Annotated in this window: 17 protein-coding genes; 8 read left to right on the top strand and 9 right to left on the bottom strand. The window is 75.0% G+C overall.

Annotated features, from left to right (window positions below; translation table 11 throughout):
- Nucleotides 1-39 precede the first annotated feature (39 nt).
- A complete protein-coding gene (locus FIC82_RS02960) occupies nt 40-1,416 on the top strand; it encodes an 8-oxoguanine deaminase (protein WP_154797494.1) in 1,377 nt (458 codons plus the stop codon).
- A gap of 51 nt (nt 1,417-1,467) precedes the next feature.
- Here the strand turns inward: FIC82_RS02960 and FIC82_RS02965 are convergent, their stop codons facing one another.
- The 3 genes from FIC82_RS02965 to FIC82_RS02975 are packed head-to-tail and all read right to left on the bottom strand — an operon-like array spanning nt 1,468 to nt 3,878.
- Nucleotides 1,468-1,962, bottom strand: a complete 495-nt coding sequence (locus FIC82_RS02965) for a GNAT family N-acetyltransferase (RefSeq protein ID WP_168731442.1) — start codon at nt 1,960-1,962, stop codon at nt 1,468-1,470.
- 57 nt (nt 1,963-2,019) lie between these two features.
- Nucleotides 2,020-2,934: an NADP-dependent oxidoreductase gene (locus tag FIC82_RS02970; RefSeq protein WP_154797495.1), complete on the bottom strand. Its 915-nt coding sequence runs from the start codon at nt 2,932-2,934 to the stop codon at nt 2,020-2,022.
- 56 nt (nt 2,935-2,990) lie between these two features.
- Entirely contained in the window at nt 2,991-3,878 is an 888-nt protein-coding gene (locus FIC82_RS02975) for a sigma-70 family RNA polymerase sigma factor (protein ID WP_154797496.1), read from the bottom strand.
- A gap of 247 nt (nt 3,879-4,125) precedes the next feature.
- Between FIC82_RS02975 and FIC82_RS02980 the strand changes: the two genes are divergently transcribed.
- The 3 genes from FIC82_RS02980 to FIC82_RS02990 all read left to right on the top strand — a co-directional run bounded on the left by FIC82_RS02980 (nt 4,126) and on the right by FIC82_RS02990 (nt 8,277).
- A complete protein-coding gene (locus tag FIC82_RS02980; protein WP_253691375.1) occupies nt 4,126-5,808 on the top strand; it encodes a nucleobase:cation symporter-2 family protein in 1,683 nt (560 codons plus the stop codon).
- 250 nt (nt 5,809-6,058) lie between these two features.
- On the top strand, nt 6,059-7,543 hold the full coding sequence (locus FIC82_RS02985; protein ID WP_154797497.1) for an amino acid permease: 1,485 nt from the start codon (nt 6,059-6,061) through the stop codon (nt 7,541-7,543).
- Nucleotides 7,544-7,632: 89 nt separating this feature from the next.
- Nucleotides 7,633-8,277: a lysophospholipid acyltransferase family protein gene (locus tag FIC82_RS02990; protein WP_154797498.1), complete on the top strand. Its 645-nt coding sequence runs from the start codon at nt 7,633-7,635 to the stop codon at nt 8,275-8,277.
- A gap of 13 nt (nt 8,278-8,290) precedes the next feature.
- Here the strand turns inward: FIC82_RS02990 and FIC82_RS02995 are convergent, their stop codons facing one another.
- The gene (locus FIC82_RS02995) at nt 8,291-9,040 is read right to left on the bottom strand and encodes a ZIP family metal transporter (protein ID WP_154797499.1); all 750 of its coding nucleotides are present in this window, start codon (nt 9,038-9,040) and stop codon (nt 8,291-8,293) included.
- A 110-nt stretch (nt 9,041-9,150) separates the two neighbouring features.
- On the opposite strand from FIC82_RS02995, the gene FIC82_RS03000 reads away from it, so the two are divergent.
- From FIC82_RS03000 to FIC82_RS03015, 4 genes are all read left to right on the top strand, one after another.
- Entirely contained in the window at nt 9,151-10,512 is a 1,362-nt protein-coding gene (locus FIC82_RS03000; protein WP_154797500.1) for a sensor histidine kinase, read from the top strand.
- Nucleotides 10,509-11,159: a response regulator gene (locus FIC82_RS03005; RefSeq protein WP_154797501.1), complete on the top strand. Its 651-nt coding sequence runs from the start codon at nt 10,509-10,511 to the stop codon at nt 11,157-11,159. Before FIC82_RS03000 ends, FIC82_RS03005 begins: the two co-directional genes overlap by 4 nt.
- 90 nt (nt 11,160-11,249) lie before the next feature.
- Nucleotides 11,250-11,696: a DoxX family protein gene (locus FIC82_RS03010; RefSeq protein WP_154797502.1), complete on the top strand. Its 447-nt coding sequence runs from the start codon at nt 11,250-11,252 to the stop codon at nt 11,694-11,696.
- Nucleotides 11,697-11,803: 107 nt separating this feature from the next.
- On the top strand, nt 11,804-13,000 hold the full coding sequence (locus FIC82_RS03015; protein ID WP_216609972.1) for a hypothetical protein: 1,197 nt from the start codon (nt 11,804-11,806) through the stop codon (nt 12,998-13,000).
- Nucleotides 13,001-13,136: 136 nt separating this feature from the next.
- Here the strand turns inward: FIC82_RS03015 and FIC82_RS03020 are convergent, their stop codons facing one another.
- The 5 genes from FIC82_RS03020 to FIC82_RS03040 form a co-directional block, all read right to left on the bottom strand.
- The gene (locus FIC82_RS03020) at nt 13,137-13,982 is read right to left on the bottom strand and encodes a hypothetical protein (RefSeq protein ID WP_154797503.1); all 846 of its coding nucleotides are present in this window, start codon (nt 13,980-13,982) and stop codon (nt 13,137-13,139) included.
- Nucleotides 13,983-14,035: 53 nt separating this feature from the next.
- Nucleotides 14,036-15,139 carry a hypothetical protein gene (locus FIC82_RS03025; protein WP_154797504.1) on the bottom strand — a complete coding sequence of 368 codons (1,104 nt, stop codon included), beginning with the start codon at nt 15,137-15,139 and terminating at the stop codon, nt 14,036-14,038.
- The gene (locus FIC82_RS03030; RefSeq protein WP_253691377.1) at nt 15,136-15,777 is read right to left on the bottom strand and encodes a SigE family RNA polymerase sigma factor; all 642 of its coding nucleotides are present in this window, start codon (nt 15,775-15,777) and stop codon (nt 15,136-15,138) included. Before FIC82_RS03030 ends, FIC82_RS03025 begins: the two co-directional genes overlap by 4 nt.
- Before the next feature lie 123 nt (nt 15,778-15,900).
- The gene (locus tag FIC82_RS03035; protein ID WP_253691379.1) at nt 15,901-16,926 is read right to left on the bottom strand and encodes an App1 family protein; all 1,026 of its coding nucleotides are present in this window, start codon (nt 16,924-16,926) and stop codon (nt 15,901-15,903) included.
- A gap of 146 nt (nt 16,927-17,072) precedes the next feature.
- Complete coding sequence (locus tag FIC82_RS03040; protein WP_154797506.1) at nt 17,073-19,136, bottom strand: cell wall-binding repeat-containing protein; 2,064 nt, start codon at nt 19,134-19,136, stop codon at nt 17,073-17,075.
- Nucleotides 19,137-19,189: the final 53 nt, after the last annotated feature.

Below are 19,189 nucleotides of genomic sequence, written 5' to 3' on the forward strand. Positions count from 1 at the left end.
AGCCGCGCCCCGGTGAGCGACGAGCCACCAGGAGGCACCATGACCAGTCCCGCAGCCGGCACCCGTACCTGGGTCCGCAACCCGCTCGGCGTGTTCACCGCCGACGACTCCCCGGACGCGCCCGACGCGCGCGGCGGCGTCGTCGTCGAGGACGGGGTGATCGCCGAGGTCGTCGCGGCGGGCGGGCAGCCGTCCGCCCCGGTCGACACGACGTTCGACGCGTCGCAGCACGTGCTCACGCCGGGCCTGATCAACACGCACCACCACTTCTACCAGACGCTCACGCGCGCCTGGGGGCCGGTCGCCGACGCCCCGCTCTTCCCCTGGCTCCAGCGCCTCTACCCGGTGTGGGCGCGCCTGACCCCGCGGGACCACGAGCTCGCGACGACGGTCGCGCTCGCCGAGCTGCTGCTCTCCGGCTGCACGACGGCGGCCGACCACCACTACGTCTTCCCGGCCGGTCTCGACGACGCGATCGACCTCCAGGTCGCGGCGGTCCAGCGGCTCGGGATGCGCGCGACCCTCACGCGCGGGTCCATGACGCTCGGCCAGGACGACGGCGGCCTGCCGCCCCAGTCGGTCGTGCAGAGCCTGGACGTGATCCTCGCCGACTCGCAGCGCCTCGTGGAGCGCTACCACGAGCGGGGCGCCGGGGCGCAGGTCCAGATCGCGCTCGCGCCGTGCTCGCCGTTCTCGGTGACGACCGACGCGATGCGCGAGAGCGCGGCGCTCGCGGAGGACCTCGACGTCCGCCTGCACACGCACCTCGCCGAGACGATCGACGAGGAGGACTTCTGCCGCGAGCGCTTCGGGATGCGCACCGTCGACTACCTCGAGTCGGTCGGCTGGCTCACGGACCGCGCGTGGCTCGGCCACGGCATCCACTTCGACGACGAGGAGGTGCGCCGCCTCGGGGCCGCGGGCACCGGCGTCGCGCACTGCCCGACGTCGAACATGCGCCTCGCGTCCGGGATCGCCCGGGCCGTGGAGCTCGAGGACGCGGGCGCGCCCGTCGGGCTCGGGGTCGACGGCTCGGCGTCGAACGACGCGTCGACGATGATCCTCGAGGCACGCCAGGCGCTCTACCTCCAGCGCCTCAAGTACGGCGCCGACATCCCCGTGACCCGCGCGCTCGGCTGGGGCACGCGCGGGTCGGCGCGCGTCCTGGGCCGGGACGACGTCGGCGTGCTCGCGGTGGGCAAGCAGGCGGACCTCGCGCTGTGGCGCCTCGACGAGCTGCGCTTCTCCGGCTCGCACGACCCGGTCGCGGCGCTCCTGCTGTGCGGGGCCGACCGCGCGGACCGCGTCATGGTCGGCGGCGAGTGGCGCGTGGTCGACGGCGCGATCCCGGGTCTCGACCTCGACGCCCTGGTGGCCGAGCACTCGGCCGCGGCCCGCCGCCTCGTCGCGGGCTGACGCGCGCCGGCGGGGACGGCCCGGCCACCGACCGGGGCGTCCCCGCCGCGCTCAGAGCTCGCGGTAGTAGTGGACGACGGGGAGGGCGGTGAACCCGCTCGACTCGTACAGGGCGCGCGCGGCCTCGTGGCCCGGGTCGCCGCCGGTCCAGACGTTGGCGTACGCGCACCCGGCGTCGCGCAGGAGCTCCAGCGCGGCGTCCACGAGGAGCCGCCCGATGCCCTCGCCCTGCGCGTCGGGGTCGGCGGCGATGATCTCGAGGTCGCCGGCGCGGGCTCCCTCGGCAGGGGGCTCGCCGATCACCGCGGTGGCGAACCCGACGACCTGGCCGGCCCGCTCCGCGACGACCGTCGTCGCGGGGTGCTTCTCGCACGCAGCGCGCACCTCCGCCTCCTGGCTGCGCCGCCAGTCGGGGTAGGCGAGCCCGTAGAGGCGCTCGCCGAGGAGGTCGCGCCACGAGGCGAAGGCGTCCTCCCACGCGCGCAGCGACAGGTCGGCGACGGCGTCGAGGTCCGTGGGGCGGTAGGGGCGGAGCGTGGTGGTCACCGCTGGAGGCTACGGAGTGCTGCAGGGGGGAGCCATCCGATTACCCCGGCGCGGTCCTCAGGCCACGGTGATGATCGTCTTCCCCGCGGTGCGGGCCGTAGGGTTGAACGCGTCGACGGCCTCGGCGAGGGGCCGGACGGTGCCGATGCGGGTGCGCAGCCGTCCCGCCCGGACGCGCGCCGCGAGCTCCACGAGCTGGGCGCGGTCGGCCTCGACGACGAAGAACACCGACCGACCGTCGTCGGGCTGGCGCGCGGGCGGGGCGGCGATGGTGACGAGCGTGCCACCGGGCCGGACGAGGTCGGTGGAGCGGTCGCCGACCTCCCCGCCGATGACGTCGAAGACCAGGTCCACCGGGCCGACGGAGGTGAGGTCGTCGGCCTCGAGGTCGAGGAACTCGTGCGCCCCGTGGTCGAGCGCGACGGCCCGGTCCGCGGTACGCCCCGTCCCCACGACGTGCGCCCCGGCCTCCCGGGCGAGCTGCGCGACGACGGAGCCGACGCCGCCGGCCGCGCCGTGCACCAGGACGCTCTGTCCGGCCTCGAGGCGTCCGTGCTCGAAGAGGCCCTGCCAGGCCGTCAGGCCTGAGATCGGGAGGCTCGCGGCCGTGACGAAGTCGACGTCGGCGGGCAGCGGGGCGAGGTTGCGCGCCTCGACGGCGACGAGCTCGGCGAGCGTGCCGTCGCGGGTCCAGTCCGCGAGCCCGAACACGCGCTGGCCGACCGTGAGGCCGGTCGTGCCGTAGCCGAGGGCGGTGACGACCCCGGCGAGCTCGTGACCGGGGATGCTGGGGGTGCGGTCGTGCCCGGCGCGGTCGGTCCAGGTGCCGGGCCACGTCAGCTCTCCCGGGGTGAACCCGGACGCGTGGACGCGGACGACGACGTCGTTCTCCGAGGCGTGCGGCTCCGGCCGCTCGGTGAGCGTCATCCCGGCGGTCCCGGCGTCGGGGTCGGTCACGGTGATGGCCTGCATGAAGGTCCTCCTGTTCGACGGTTCTCGTCACATGGACGACGCAGCCCCTCGCTCCGTCAGGTCTGCCGCCACAGGCGGAGCTTCTCCGGGTTCCATTGGACGAGGACCTCGTGCACCGTCCCCGCCCGGGCGACGAGCTCGACGACCCCGTTGGTCGCTCCGTCGCGGTCGAACGTGAGGACCGGATGGTCCCCGCCTCGGTCGACCACCAGCGTCGTCGGGTCCTGGCGCGCCAGCACGCCGATCACGAACCGCGCGACCTTGTCCGCTCCCCGCACGGGTCGCAGGGCGGCGCGGGCGAGGCCGCCGCCGTCGGACCGGAGCGTCACGTCGGGGTGCAGCAGCCGCACCAGCGCGCTGACGTCGCCCGTGACCGCGGCGTGCTGGAACGCCGCGGTGAGCGCGCGGCTCGGCACGCCGAGCGGACGGCCCTCGTCACGGACCCGGGCGCGCGCGGACGACGCGAGCTGCCGAACGGCTCCGGGCGAGCGGTCGAGCACGTCGGCGACGTCGGCGACCGGGAACGCGAAGACGTCGCGCAGCACGAAGGCGACCCGTTCCGACGGCGTCATCGACTCCATCACGGTCAGCAGCGCCATGCTCACGGAGTCGGACCGCACGGCGTGCTCCCCGGGATCGTCCTCCGCGGCCGGGCGGAGGCTGTAGCGCTCGTCCGGCACCGGCTCGGGCAGCCAAGGGCCGACGTACAGGTCGTGCCGTCGGGACGCGCTCTTCAGGACGTCCAGGCACACCCGGCTGGTCGTCGTGGCGAACCACCCGGCCGGGCGGGCGACGGCCTCGCGCGCCGCGTCGTCGAGCCGGTACCAGCGGACGAACGCCTCCTGGACCGCGTCCTCGGCGTCCGCGACCGTCCCGAGCATCCGGAAGGCCAGCCCCACCAGGCGCCCGCGGTCCACGCCCGGGACCGGCGACTGCTGCGCCATGCCACCACCCGTCCTGAGCGTCGAGGCCTCGACCGGCGCGCCGACCGGCTCACCCGCCCGAACCTACTCCGTCCGGTGCGCGCGTCGCGGGCCGCGCAGCCGGGCCTGCCCGTCCGCCGCCGACCGGTCCGTCGTCCCAGGCCACGTGCGAGTTGCCGGGAGGGACTTGACACACGTCACACTTGGCGTTCGAATAGTGGAAGTAGTTTTCCGCCAAGCGGAACGATAGCTGACGAGGAGGTCCGCTATGAACGCGCGAGCCACAAGGGCCACGGACGGCGCCGAACGTCGTCCGGTACGCCCCGAGGACGAGCGGCTGCCCATCGGGTCGACGTTCGGGTACGGGTTCCAGCACGTGCTCACGATGTACGGCGGCATCATCGCCCCGCCCCTCATCGTGGGCGGCGCCGCCGGGCTGACCGGGGCCGAGATCGGGACGCTCGTCGCGGCGTCCCTCTTCATGGGCGGCCTCGCGACGATCCTGCAGACGCTCGGCATCCCCTTCTTCGGGTCGCAGCTCCCGCTCGTGCAGGGCGTGTCGTTCGCGGGCGTGTCGACCATGGTCGCGATCGTCAACGGCGGGGGAGGGATCCCGGGGGTGCTGGGCGCGGTGCTCGTCGCGTCGGCGGTCGGCCTGCTCATCACGCCGTTCTTCGCGCAGATCATCCGGTTCTTCCCCCCGGTCGTCACGGGCGTCGTCATCACGACGATCGGCCTGACGCTCATGCCCGTCGCCGCGAACTGGGCGATGGGCGGCAACGCGAGCGCGCCCGACTACGGCTCGGTGAGCAACATCGGCCTCGCCGCGCTGACGTTCGCGATCGTCATCCTGCTGTCGAAGGTCGGCAGCGGCACGATCTCGCGCCTGTCCATCCTCATCGCGATCGTCGTCGGCACCCTCATCGCCCTCGCGCTCGGCAAGGCGGACTTCTCCGGCGTCGGCGACGGCCCCGTGGCCGCGTTCCCGTCGTTCCTCGGCTTCGGCGCCCCGACGTTCGAGATCGCCGCGATCATCTCGATGCTCATCGTCATCCTCGTGACGCTCACGGAGACGACGGCGGACATCATCGCGGTGGGCGAGATCGTCGACACCAAGGTGGACCGCAAGCGCATCGCGAACGGCCTGCGCGCCGACATGGCGTCGTCCGTCGTCTCGCCGCTCTTCGGGTCGTTCACGCAGTCGGCGTTCGCGCAGAACGTCGGGCTCGTGGCCATCACGGGAGTGAAGTCGCGGTTCGTCGTCGCGGCGGGCGGCGCGATCCTCGTGGTCCTCGGCCTGCTGCCGGTCCTGGGCCGCGTCGTGGCCGCGGTCCCGACGCCGGTCCTCGGCGGCGCGGGCGTCGTGCTGTTCGGCTCGGTCGCCGCGTCGGGCATCCGCACGCTCGCGAAGGTCGACTACTCCCGGCCGATGAACCTCATCATCGTGGCGGCGTCGATCTCGTTCGGCATGATCCCCATCGCCAAGCCCGACTTCTACGACCAGTTCCCCACGTGGTTCGGCATCATCTTCCACTCGGGCATCAGCTCCGCCGCGGTCATGGCGATCCTGCTCAACCTGCTCTTCAACCACGTCAAGCTCGGCAACCCGCCCGACCCGTCCGTGTTCGCCGCGGGCGCCGAGCACGGCGCGAGCGCGGTGGACGAGGACGACCTCGACGACCTCGACGACGACGGCGTCCTCAACGGCTCGACGCGCCGCCCCGTGGCCGGCGACGCTGCCGCTCCCGAGCCGGTGACCCCGGCCGACCCGAGCGACGGCCAGGACCGCGACGGCCAGGACCGCGACGGCCAGGACCGCGACGGTCGACAGGCCGACGGCAGCACCGCTGCCGCACCCCGGCCCGCCCCGCCCGCCGAGGCGCCCGGCGGCGAGAGCGCCGCGCCGCGGCACCACGCCGCCGCACCGCTCCCGCGGACCGCTACCCCGTAGGCGCAGGCACCGCGTCGCCAAGGCACAGCGTCGTGCCCGACGCCGCCCCGTACTCGTGCGACCCCCTCGCGCCGGGTGCGGGGCGCCGTCGTACCCGGAGCGACCGCCGAGGCGGAGCGCCCGCCGGGTCGCCGCGTCCCGGGCCGGGCGTCCCCGGACGAGGCAGTCGGCGGAGGACGGCGACGGGCCCGTGTAGCGTCGTGGGTCGGCGTCGAGCACGGCGACCGGGACCCGACCGCAGGACCGCACCATGAGCACCCCCATGCCCGAACCCTCGGCACCGACCGGGAACGCCTCCCTCTCGCCGCGACCGTCGACCGACCACGACGCCGGGTCCGCGGCCTCCGCCGACCGCCTCGGGACCGGGCTGCGGACGCGGCACCTGACGATGATGGGGCTCGGCTCCGCGATCGGGGCGGGCCTGTTCCTCGGCTCGGGCGTCGGGATCGCGACCGCCGGTCCCGCCGTGCTCGTGTCGTACGCGATCGCGGGCGTCGTCGTCATCCTCGTCATGCGGATGCTCGCCGAGATGGCGAGCGCGCGGCCCGCGAGCGGGTCGTTCTCCGTGTACGCGGAGGAGGCGCTCGGCCCGTGGGCCGGGTTCCTGCTGGGCTGGCTCTACTGGTTCATGCTCGTCATGGTGCTCGGCGCGGAGATCACCGGTGCCGCGCGGATCGTCACCGGCTGGTACCCGGACCTGCCGCAGTGGGGCGTGGCGCTCGCCGTGGTGGTCGTGTTCGCGGTGATCAACCTGTGGGGCGTGCGGCAGTTCGGCGAGCTCGAGTTCTGGTTCGCGTTCGTCAAGGTCGCGGCGATCGTCGGGTTCCTCGTCGTCGGCGTCCTGCTCGTCCTCGGGCTGCTCCCGGGGACCGACCCCGTCGGCACGTCGAACCTCCTGGGTCACGGCGGCTTCGCGCCCGAGGGCTGGGGCGGGATCGCCGCGGGGCTGCTCGTCGTCGTCTTCGCGTTCGGCGGCATCGAGATCGTCACGATCGCGGCGGCGGAGGCGCGCGAGCCGCGCACCGCCGTCGCGCGCGCGACCCGCAGCATCGTGTGGCGGATCCTCGTGTTCTACCTGGGCTCGGTCGCGATCATGGTGCTCGTGCTGCCGTGGGACTCGCCGCTGCTCGCCCAGAGCCCGTTCGTCGCGGTCCTCGACCTCGCCGGGCTCCAGGGTGCCGCGCGGGTCATGGAGGTGGTCGTGGTGATCGCGCTGCTGTCGGCGTTCAACGCGAACGTCTACGGCACGTCGCGCATGGCGTACTCGCTCGCCGGCCGCGGCGACGGGCCGCGGGCGCTGCGGCGCGTGTCGCGCCGCGACGTGCCGTGGGTCTCCGTGCTCGTCTCGGTGTTCTTCGCGCTCGTCGCCGTGGGGCTCAACTGGCTCCTTCCCGAGGCGCTGCTCGGCATCCTGCTCAACGCCGTGGGTGCGGCGCTGCTGGTCGTGTGGGTGCTCGTGGCCGTGTCGCAGCTCCGGCTGCGTCGCCGGATCGAGGAGCAGGCGCGGGCGTCGGGCGAGCCGATGACGCTGCGCATGTGGGGCTTCCCTTGGCTCACGTGGGCCGTGCTCGTGGGCCTCGCCGCCCTGGCGGTCCTCATGCTCACCGACGACGCCGCGCGCGCCCAGCTCCTGTCCACCGCCGGCCTCGTGGTCGCGATCCTGGCCCTCTACGCGGTCACGCGCGGCGGCCGCGCACGCCGCGTCGCGAGTGCGGGGGCACGCGAGGACGCGTGAACCGGAGGTGACGCCGGGTGACCTGCGGGGACACCGGCGTCGAACGGCGCGTGCACGGACGTGCGCCGACCACGGTGCACAATGAACGGATGACCTACCGCGTCCTGAGGCTCATCCTGTCGCTGCTCGCCTACGTGCTGCTGCGGCCACAGGTGACGGGACGCAACAACATCCCCCGCAACGGGGCGGTCATCCTCGCGAGCAACCACCTGTCGTTCATCGACTCGCTCCTCATCCCGATCGTCGCGCCGCGGCACGTCACGTTCCTCGCCAAGGCCGAGTACTTCACCGGCCGCGGGCTCAAGGGCCGCCTGTCGCGCTGGTTCTTCACGACGATCGGCATGATCCCCGTCCAGCGCGACGACCCGCGCGCGGGCCAGCGCTCGCTCGAGGACGCGCTCGAGGTGCTGCAGCGCGGCGGCGCGTTCGGCATCTACCCCGAGGGCACGCGCTCGCGCGACGGCAAGCTCCACGCGGGCCGCACCGGCGTGGCGTGGCTCGCGCTCGCGGGCCACGCCCCGGTCGTCCCGGTCGCCGTGCGCGGCACGGACAAGGTCCAGCCCGTCGGCAAGCGGATCCCGCGCCTGCACCGCGTCGAGGTGCACTTCGGCACGCCCATCGACCCGCAGCGCCAGATCACGGCCGGCACCAAGCCGGCCCAGGCGCGGCGCGAGCTCACGGACGAGGTCATGGCGTCGATCCACCGCATGAGCGGTCAGGAGCTCGCGGCCTGACCGCCCGCCCGGTTCAGCCCCCGATCGAGCTCAGCCCGAACGCCGTCGCGAAGCCCAGCACCGTGACGAGACCGGTGACCGGGCCGCCGAACTCCGTCGCCTCGGGGATCATCGTGTCGACGAGCATGGTGAGCAGCGCCCCCGCCGCGAACGCCTGCGTGATCGCCACGACCGCGGGCGACGCGCCGTCGAGCGCGACGTAGCCGATCCCGGCGGCGAGCGCCGAGACCAGGGTCGTCGACCCCCACAGCATCCAGATCCGCGAGGGCTTCGTGCCCGCCTTGAGCAGTCCCGACGTCGCGGACATCGCCTCGGGCAGGTTCGAGACGAACACGGCGGCGAGCATCGCGACGCTCACGCCGCCGCCGCCGATGAGGGTCGCGCCGAGCACGACCGACTCGGGGATGCCGTCCAGCACCGTGCCGAGCGCGATCGCGGCGCCGCCCGTCCCGCCCGCGGCCTGGACGGACTCCGCCTGCACGCCGGTGGACCGCTTGCGGCCCTCGCCGCCCATCCGGTCGATGATCCGGTCGCCGACGAAGAACGTCAGGGCACCGCCCGCGAGGCCCGCGAGCAGCACGAGACCGCTCGCGCGCGTGGACGCGTCCTCCACGAGGTCGTACGCGACCGCGCTGATGAGCACGCCCGACCCGAACGCCATGACGAGCCCGACGAGCCGTTGGCCCGGCGGCCGCCAGAAGACCAGCGCGGCACCCAGGAGCAGCGACGACGCCCCGACGAGACCCCACCAGAACCCGAGCATGCGCCCATTGGACCAGCGGCCGGTCGGGACCGCGCGCGGACGGGCCGGGGGCCGTGCGGTTCCCCCGGTGGGGGGAGGCGCGCCCTGCCCGGTCCCGCGAGACTGGAGCCATGACGCCCGACGACGCCCGCCCGACCCGTGCGGCGACCGCGCCGGGGCGGGGCGCGTGGGAGCGGGCGGTCGCCCCGCTGCGCAGCGCCGCGACCGTGCGGGCCGGGGTGTACCTCGTGGTCGGGGGCGTGGTCGCGGGCGCGTACGTGACGCTGGTCGCGGGGTTCGTGCAGATGTTCGCCTCGCTGCAGACGCCGCGCGTCGCGATCCTCGTCCTCGCCCTCGTCTCGGCCGTGATCGTGAGCGCCCCGCCGTTCCTCGCCCCGGTCCGGGCGCTCGAGATCGCGGCGGTGCGGACGTTCCTCGACGTCGACGTGCCCCAGCCGGCGCCGGGCGCCGCACCGCCGGGCGCGGCCACGCGCTGGCGCGCCGCCGCCTGGTACGGGCTGCACCTCGCGCTCGGCGCCGCGGTGCTCGTCGTGGTGCTGTTCCTCGTCCCGGTCGCGACGCAGCTCGTGCTCTCCGCGACGGGCGTCGAGCCGGTGCTCCTCACGGACTGGCGTCCGTGGGAGGCGCTGCCCGCGTGGACGTGGCTGGTCACCGCCGTCCTCGCTCTGCTCGCGGTCCCGTACGCGGTCGCGCTCGCGCGCGCGGTGCTGCGCCAGGCCGCTCTGCCGCTGCTCGGGCCCGACCAGACGGAGCGCATCGCGGAGCTCGAGGCGGCGGCCGACCGCGCCGCCGAGCGGGGGCGGCTCGCGCGCGAGCTGCACGACTCGGTCGGTCACGCGCTGACCGTCACGACGCTCCAGGCCGCCGCAGCCGCGCGCCTCCTCGACACCGACCCCGGCGCCGCACGGGACGCGCTCGCCGCGATCGAGGAGACGGGGCGCACCGCCATGGCGGACCTCGACCACGTCCTCGGCGTGCTCCGCGCCGAGGCGGCGCCCACCGCGCCGGCGGAGGCGTCGGCGGACGGGGGTGGCTCGCGCTCGCCCGTCCGGAGCCCGGTACGCACGCTCGCCGACCTCGACGCCCTGCTCGACGACGCGCGCCGCACCGGCGCGGACGTCCGGCGCACGGGCGCCGAGGTGCGGCCCGACGTCCCGCGCGCGGTCTCGCGGGAGGCGTACCGCGTCGTGCAGGAGGCGCTCACGAACGCGCTCCGCCACGCCCCGGGCGAGCCGGTCGCCGTCGGGGTGGCGGCGGGAACCGGTGGCGCGCTGGTCGTCGAGGTGCGCAACCCCCTGGGCACGGTCGCACGGCGCCCGGGGCCCGAAGGTCCGGGCCGCGAGCGCCGCGGCCTCGCGGGCATGCGGGAGCGGGCCCACCTGCTGCGCGGGGAGGTCTCGGCGGGTCCCGCGCCCGACGGCGGCACCTGGGTCGTGCGCGCGACGTTCCCGCTGGCAGGATCGGGCGGATGAGCGACGGGACGACGCGCGTGGTGATCGTGGACGACGAGCCCCTGGTGCGTGCGGGGCTGCGCGTCATCCTCGGCACGGAGCCCGATCTCGAGGTCGTCGGCGAGGCGGGCGACGGTGCGGAGGTGCCGGGCGTCGTCGCGCGGGCGCGCCCCGACGTCGTGCTCATGGACGTGCGCATGCCGCGCGTCGACGGGATCGCGGCGACGCGCGCCCTCCTCGCGCGCGACGACGCGCCGCGGGTGCTCGTTCTCACGACGTTCGAGAACGACGACCACGTGCTCGACGCGCTGCGTGCGGGCGCGCACGGGTTCCTGCTCAAGCGCGCGCGGCCCGAGGAGGTCGCGCAGGCGGTGCGGGTCGTGGCGCGGGGCGAGTCGCTCCTGTTCCCCGACGCCGTGCGCCGCCTCGCGACGGCGCGACCGCCCGCGGGCGACGAGCTGCGCGCCGCGCACCTCACCGAGCGTGAGGGCGAGGTGCTGCGGCTCGTCGCACAAGGGCTGTCGAACGCGGAGATCGCGGGCGAGCTCTACCTCGGCGTCGAGACGGTGCGCACGCACGTCGGCAACGTGCTCGCCAAGCTCGGCGTGCGCGACCGCACGCAGGCCGTCGTGCGCGCCTACGAGTCGGGTTTCGTCCGCGCCGGCTGACAGGCCGGCTGACAGGCCGGCTGAAGGCCGGCTGACGGGCGGGCGGCACGTAGCGCTGCGGGTGCCCCGGCCCGGTGCGACGATCGCGACATGGACCTCTCCGCGCTCACCCGCCCCGCACCGCCCGTCCCGCCCGTCGCGACGCTCGCCCGCGTCGCCCTCGGGCTCGCCCTGGTGGGGGCCGGCGTCAGCCACCTCACGGTCGCACGGGAGGAGTTCCAGGCCCAGGTGCCGGCCTGGTTCCCGGTCGACGAGGACGTGACGGTCCTCGCCTCGGGTGCCGTCGAGATCGCCCTCGGCGGGTCGCTCGTCGTGCTGTCCCGGTGGCGGGTCGCGGTCGGCCTGCTGGCCGCGGCGTTCTTCGTCGTGATCTTCCCCGGCAACGTCGGCCAGTGGCTCGAGGGCAAGGACGGGTTCGGCCTCGACACCGACGCCAAGCGGTTCGGCCGGCTCTTCTTCCAGCCGGTGCTCGTCGCCTGGGCGCTGTGGTCGACGGGCGCGCTCCGGGCGCTGCGTCGAGCGCGCCCGCAGGTCTGACCTCTCCGCCGGGCCCGGTCGGCCGGAGGACGCGGTCACCCGCGCGGGGGAGCGAGGTCGTCGTGCCGGGGGATCCGCCGCCGGGCGGCGTCCGGGAGCGTCGAGGCATGAGCATCCCGACACCGCACCCGTCCCTGTCCGATCCCCCGGCGGCCGCCCCGCCCGCGCCGTCGGGCCCCGTCCGCGGACCCTCCGCCCGCACCGGCGGACCGTCCAGCCCCGGCGGACCGCCCGCCCGCCCTGAGCACCCGTCCCGGGGGCGCTGGATCGCCCCGACGGCGGCTGCGTGGTGGGCCCTCGGCGGCGTCGTCGCGCTCGTCGTCACCCTCACCGGTGGCACGCTCGCGGTGGGCGACGCGAACGACCTGTCGTTCGGCGCCCTGAGCGGCGTGGCGGGCGAGACGCTCACGCCGTGGGTCGCGGTCCTCGCGCTCGTCGGCGCGGCGACCGCGCTGCGGGCGTGGCTCGGGGCACGGCACGGGCCGGTCGCCCGGGCCGACCGCGCACTCACCGTCGCGGCGACCGCGGTCGTCTCGGCCGGGGTCCTCGCCCTCACCGACGCGTCGATCCTGGCGCGCCTCGGGTACCTGCCGGTCACGCTCGTCATGGCGCCGTTCGACCCCGTGATCCGGGCGGCGTTCGAGGACTTCCTCGGCGCTGGTCCGCTCACGCAGCTCGCGCTCCTGGTCGGCGGCGCCCTGCTCGTCGCCTCGACGTGGCGGTTCGTGCGCCGCGGGGTCGGTGCGTGCGCGTCGTGCGGGCGCCACCACGACGGCCACGACCCGGCCTGGACGACACCGGCCGCCGCGGCACGCTGGGGTCGGGTCGCCGCGCTCGTCGCCGCCGCGGTCCCCGCCTCCTACGCGGTGACGCGCATCGCGTGGGTCCTCGGCATCCCGCTCGGCTTCTCGTCGGAGAACGTCGCCGACCTCGCCGGGGAGGACGGCCTGGTCGCGGCGCTCGGGCTGGGCGGCTTCGCGCTCGTCGGCGCGGTGCTCACGCTCGGCCTGTTCCAGCGCTGGGGCGAGGTCTTCCCCCGCTGGATGATCGGGCTCGCGGGCCGTCGTGTCCCGGTGTCGATGGCGGTCGTCCCCGCGACGATCGTGGCGGTCGCGGTGCTCCCCGCGGGGCTCTCGCTCATCGTGATCGGGCTCGGCGAGAGCCATCTGGCCCTGACCGCGGACTCGTGGGGCGCCGTCGGGCCGACGTTCCTGTGGCCCGTGTGGTCCCTCGCCCTCGGCGCCGCGACCTACGCCTACTGGCTCCGCCGCCGCGGCACGTGCCGCACCTGCGGCCGCGGGTGACGGTCCGGCCGACGGCCCGGTGAGGCGGTGCGGGTCTACCAACTGCCGCTCGTTCCTCGCGGCTCCCGCCAGACCCGCCACGACCCGCCCCACCTCACCGGACCGTCGGCCGTGCGTCGTGTCGGCCGAGCGTCGGCTACTGGGGCTCGACCGGGCCGTCCTGGCCCGCGACGAGGTCGCCGCAGCTCGTCTCCTGGGCGGTCGTGACGACCGGGTCGTCCGCGGCGGCGTCCTGCGCGACCGTCTCCTCCGCGCCGTTCGTCGCGGTCTTCGCGTCCGTGTCGAGTTCGACGAAGGTGCGGGACACGGTGAAGGACGTGCCGTCGTCGGACACGGCGTCCAGGCCCGCGAGGTGCAGCTCCTCGTCGACCTCCGTGCAGCCGACGCCCGTGCCGAACCCGGTGAAGCCCTTGTCGAACGTGTACTGCTCGCCCTGGGCGTTCTGCGTCGGGGTGACGGCGCAGTCGGCGACGGAGAACAGGAGGACCTCGCGGCCCGTGTCGACGAGCGCGATCGGCGCCGTGGCGTCACCCGCGGCGACGACCTGGACGATCGCGCTCGCGGGCTGCGGGCTCGCGGACTCCACCGGCGCTGAGAAGGTCGCGCCGGAGGCCGTCGTGATCCCGAACGCGCGGTCCGCGCCGCCGGTCAGCCACGCGGTGTCCGGGCGGCCGTCGCCGTCCACGTCGACGATCTCGTGCGTGCCCGCCCCCGCGGGGACGCCGTCGCCCGCCGCCGGGCAGCCCTCGGCGGCGGGCGTCGACGTCTCGCCGGTCGGGGAACCGTCGTCGGTCGGGGAGGGGCTCGCGGGGTCCGTCACGGACGGGGTCTCCGCCGCGGGCGCGTCGTCCGTCGGGCGGTTGACGAGCCACACGACGACACCGATCACCAGCACCGCGACGACCGTGAGCACGATCCACGGCCAGGTGCGACGCGGCTGCTCGGGCTCGGGTGTGGGGAAGGCGGGATCCGGCGTCGTCATCCCCTCAGGCAATCACCTGCGACGGCGCGCGGCATCCCGGCGTGCCGTGCGCGTCACGGGGTCGCGTCGGCCGTCCAACGGTCCCAGTCGGCCGCGTCGTCCGCCTCGCACTGCCACCTCAGGTCGTCGTCGTCCCGGGTGAGGCCGCGCGCCGCGTCGAGCGCGCGGCGTTCCTGGGGGCACGCGGCGACGACGAAGTGACCCTGGCTGGCCCACAGGTCGTTCGCCGCGTAGTCGTCGGCGAAGACCTGGACGGCGACGTCGTCCGCGGACGGCTCGCTGCTGCGCGTCGCCGCCGTCCGGGAGCCGGCCGCCGCGTCCCAGACCGTCGCGCACGCGGCCGGGTCGGGGTCGGTGTCGCAGCCGCCGTACGCCACGTTCCGGCCGTACGTGTCGCGCAGGAAGACCCCGCGCACGGCGGGGGCGGCGAGGTCGGTCCGCGCGTCCGCGACCCGCATCGCGAAGACGCCGCCCCACGACCCGGCGGCGAGCGGCGACACGGGCAGGTCGAGGGTGGCGCGGGCCTCGCCCTCGGGACCGCGCAGGGTCTCGCGGGCCACGACGGTCACGACCTTCGGGTCCTCGACCTCCTCCTGGTCGAGCACGAGCCCGACGGCGAGCTGGTCGTCGCCGCCCGGCCCGGTCACGAGGGCGAGGTCTCCTCGGGACGCGACCACCGGGCCGCCCGACAGGTCCGCACCGGCCAGCAGCGTCTCGAGGTCGGAGTCGTCGCCGGCCCAGACCTGGAGCGGGAGGTCGACGGCGCCCGGCTCGACGGTGACGAAGAACCGCGACCCGGGCTCCCACGTCGGCAGGCCCAGGTCGACGACGACCCCGCCGCCCGCCCGGTCGTGGACGCGCGGGTCCGTGGCGGCCGTGACGCCCGGGGCGATCTCGGCCACCCCTGCCGCGCCGGAGCTGCCCCCCGCGGCCGGAGGCGCCGCGTCGACCCCCGCGCGGGGCGACAAGGGCCCCGCGAGCAGCCCGACCGCCGCCGCGCAGCCCGCGGTCGCGGAGAGCGTCGCCGTCCGGCGACGGCGCTGGGCACGCCGCGAGGACGTCAGGACGCGGTGGGGGTCGAGCGTCGAGCGCAGGCCGTCGGGCGCGACGGCGGTCCGCAGGGCGGCGGCGAACGCCGCGTCGTCGTGGTCGGTCACGATCGGTCTCCTTCGGTGGAAGAGGGTGACGAGCCGGTACGGGCGTCCGTCCCGGCGGGATCGGGGGCGTCGGCGAGGGTGGTGCGCAGCCGCGCGAGCGCGCGGGAGGCGGTGGACTTCACGGTCCCGACGGGGATGCCGAGCTCGTGCGACACCTCCGCCTCGGACAGGTCGAGCAGGTGCCGCAGCACGACGACGCGGCGCTGCCGCAGCGGGAGCGTGAGGAGAGCCCGCACGACGGCGTCGCGGTCGTGGACCCGGCCCGTCGCGTCGGGCGCATGGCGGCGCCCGTCGTGGTCGATCCCGGTGAGCACCTCGTGGCGCGTGCGCCGCCACGTGTCGACGCGCAGGTTCGCGAGGATCGTGCGGGCGTACGCGAGCGGGTCACCCCGCCGGGCCCGACGCCACGAGCGCCACGTGCGCTCGAACGTCTGCTGCACGAGCTCCTCGGCGCGGTGGTGGTTCCCGGAGAGGAGGTACGCGAGCCGGTGGAGCGGGTCCTTCGCGGTCTCCACGAACGCCACGAACTCCTCCGCGTGGCCTGCGTCGGTGACCACGTGCAGGTCACGCTCGGCCCAGCCGCCCGGCGACGGTGGGTCGTCTGTCGTCATGAAGGTGGACTCCGTCGAGATCGTCACGCCCTCAGCACGCAGCGGGAGACCGAAAGGTTCCTTACGTGACCGGGCGAATCGCGAACGCCGGCGGTCGGCCGAGGACCGGTCGGGTCGTCGCGGCGGCGCCCCACCGTGCCCGGCAGCGGCTCAGCGGCGCAGGACCCGGGCGAGCGAGCGGGTGAGCGCGGCGCCGTCGGGGCCGTGCGCCGTCGGGACGCCGCGCACGTGACCGGGCAGGCTGCCGGGCGACGGCAGCGGGGAGCCGTGGGCGAGGACCTGCTGCGCGGGCGTCAGCTCGCGGATCGCGACGGCCGCGACGTGATCCGGGTGCAGGCGCGCGGCGCGCGCGTAGATCTCCGGGTCGTGCTGGCCGTCGTCGCCCACGAGCAGCCAGTCGACGTCGGGCAGCTCGCGGAACAGGCGGTCGAGCGAGGTGTTCTTGTGCTCCTGGCCGCTGCGGAACCAGCCGGTGTTCGTCGGGCCCCAGTCGGTGAGCAGGAGCGGGCCGGGCGGGAAGCCGTTGCGCCGCAGGAACCGGCGCAGGTTCGCGGCGGTGTTCCACGCGCCCGTCGACAGGTAGACGAACGGGGTGCCGGGGCGCGACGCCGCGATCCCGCGGTACAGCGCGGCCATACCCGGCACGGGGACGCGCGTGCTGGAGTGCCGGACGAACGTGTTCCACGCCGCGATGAGGGGACGCGGGACGGCCGTCACCATGGCGGTGTCGTCGATGTCGGAGACGACGCCGAGCCGTCGGCCCTCGGCCACGACGAGGACGCGGCCCGTCGCGACCGCGCCCGACGACGGGCGGAACGTCACGTCGTGCCAGCCCGGCGCGAGACCGACCTCGATCGTCGCGTCGAGGTAGCCGCTGCGGTCGGAGACGAGGTCGACGGTCGCGTCGCCGACGTGGACGCGGACCTCCTCGCGCGGGGCCGGGGCGGTGAAGAAGTACCGCCAGCCGCGCCGGTCGGCGGACTCGCGCTCGTGCACCGCCGGGTCGAAGGTGGGGCTCGAGAGCAGCACGCGCGCCAGGACCCGCACACGGCGCGGGGTGCCGTACCCGGCGAACGGCTCCACCCGGGGTCGCCAGCCGCGCGCCTTCTGGAACCGGGAGACGACGGCGCGCCACCGGTCCTCGATCCGGGCCGCCCGGTGGGGTCGCTGGGTCACGGCGTGCTCGGTCGGGGTCGAGGACATGAGGGCGCGGCGGTCTCCGGTCGACGTCGGGGGCTGGTGCCCACTGTTTCACACACCGGTGGCCTCGCACTGCCGGGACGCGGCCTCGTCCGCACGTGTCCGTCGCGAGCGCTGTCGCGTCAGACCTTCGACTTGCGGTACCCGGCCGCGACCGCGGCTGCCTCGGTGGTAAAGCACTCCTCCGGGTTCGTGTCGGCGTAGGACCGCCCACCGGGAACGTGGTAGATCCACTCGCCGGAGGAGGAGTGGTTGCCCTTGATCGGGGCCCAGGACGGGCAGTTCCGGATGTCCACCGGAGGTGTCCGCTGCGGGTAGACGACCGCGGCGGTGGCGGAGGACGTGGCCGACGCGGACACGTACCCGGACCTCGCACCCGTGACACGCACCGAGATGCGCTTGCCGTGCTGTCCTGCGGTCAAGGTCAGCGTGGAGGCGGTCGCTCCCGAGATCGCGGCGCCGTTCGCGAGCCACTGGTAGGAGAACGAGGTCCCGGCGGTCCACGAGCCCGGCCGGGCGGTCAGCGTGGAACCCACGACGACGGAGCCCGCGATGGTCGGCGCCGACGAGGAAAGGCATCCGAGGTTCGCCGCCGCAGCGTCGCTGACCGCACCGGCGCCGCCCATCACGACCCGCTTCGACGCGCCGAGCGAGGCGACGGCGCTGCGGATCGTCTCGGGAGTGCAGGCGCGTGAGGTGACGTACAGCGGGGCGGCGAGTCGGCCGGCAAGGGCAGCGCCGGCGAGGGCGTCGGGAAAGTCGGTGCCGGTCGCGAGGAACATCGTCGTCGTCGACCCGGGCGGGAAGTATGCCTGGTTGACGAGCGCCGCGGTGTCGTACCGAGATGCTCCGCCGTAGCGGGAGACGGCGATCCCGTCGGCACGGAGCTGGTCCGCGATGCCCCCGCTGACGGCTCCGGACCCTCCGGCGATCGCGACGCTCGTCACGCCGAGCCGGTGCAGCGTGCTGAGCGTCGCAGGACTGACGCGGGGCTGGAGACCGTCGACCAGGATCACCGGGGCCTGGCGCGCTCCTGCCGCTCCTGTCGCGGCGAGCGCGTCCGGGAAGGACCGTCCGGTCGCGATGATGGCGTGCGCCGAGGTCGGGAACGTCGCGTCGACGATACCCAGGCCGGTCTCGTAGCGGGACGCCCCGCCCAGCCGGGTGGTCGGGGCGATGCCGCGGAGCGTCGCGAGCACCGTGTCGCTCACCGCACCGCGACCACCGACGACGTAGATCTTCTTCGGCGCGAGCCGCACGATCTCGTTCTGGACCGCCGCGGGTAGCGATCCGGGCGTCGTCAGCAGGAGGGGGCCGCCGACCCGCGCGGCCGCTGACGCGGCAGACAGCGCGTCGGGGAAGTTCGACCCGGTCGCCACGAACACGGCCGGTACCCCGGCGGCGTACCGCTTCGACGCCTGGAGAGCGGTCTCGTACCGTGTGGAACCGGAGAGGCGGGTCGTCCCGTCGGCGAAGGGGGCGATCACGGTCTGCCCCGGGTCCACCGGGACGTTCGGGACCGCGGTGATCATGGTGTCGGGGAGCGTCACTGCCTGCGCGCCGCAGCCACCGGAAAGTGCGGACGTGAGCGCGTCCTTCTCCTGCTGGTCTACGGTGAGCGACCACCGGTACTTCACCAAGGCCCACGCGGTGACGTACTCGCAGCGGTTCCCGACGTCGGTGGGCTGCCACTCCGCCGGGTCGTGGTCCGACTTCGCCTGGTTCGACGCGCCCGAGACGGCTGCGAGCGCGTACGGGACGTCGAGGTCGTTCGCGAACGCCCGCCTCTGTTCGTCCGTCCACGCGGAAGCGCCGGATCGCCAGGCCTCGGCGAGCGCGACGACGTGGTCGACCTGCAGGTCCTCGATGCTCGTCGTCGTGAAGCCGTCATAGACCGACACCCACGAGCCGCCGGTCAGCGTGCACGAGCCGGAGACGGCCGGTGGGGTCACAGCCTCGGCGACGAGCACCTCGTAGCGGGTGTTGCAGCCGTCACCGTCGGCGTCGATCCAGTGCTCGAACCTTTCGCGGTCATACGCCGGGGAGGTTGTCTCAGCGGCGACCGCGATCAGACCGGGCAGGTCTGCGGCCGTGACTGTCGAGGCGACGACGGGCTGGACTCCGACGAACGTCGACGCGACGAGAGAGAGCGCGGCAACGAGGCCGACGCGCGCAGGGGTACGCATGATGTGTGCACTTCTTTCCAGGACCCCCGCTGCTACTGCTCAGGACTCTACTT

Origin of the sequence: Cellulosimicrobium protaetiae (assembly GCF_009708005.2) — a bacterium.
In the GTDB taxonomy this organism is placed as follows: Bacteria; Actinomycetota; Actinomycetes; order Actinomycetales; family Cellulomonadaceae; genus Cellulosimicrobium; species Cellulosimicrobium protaetiae.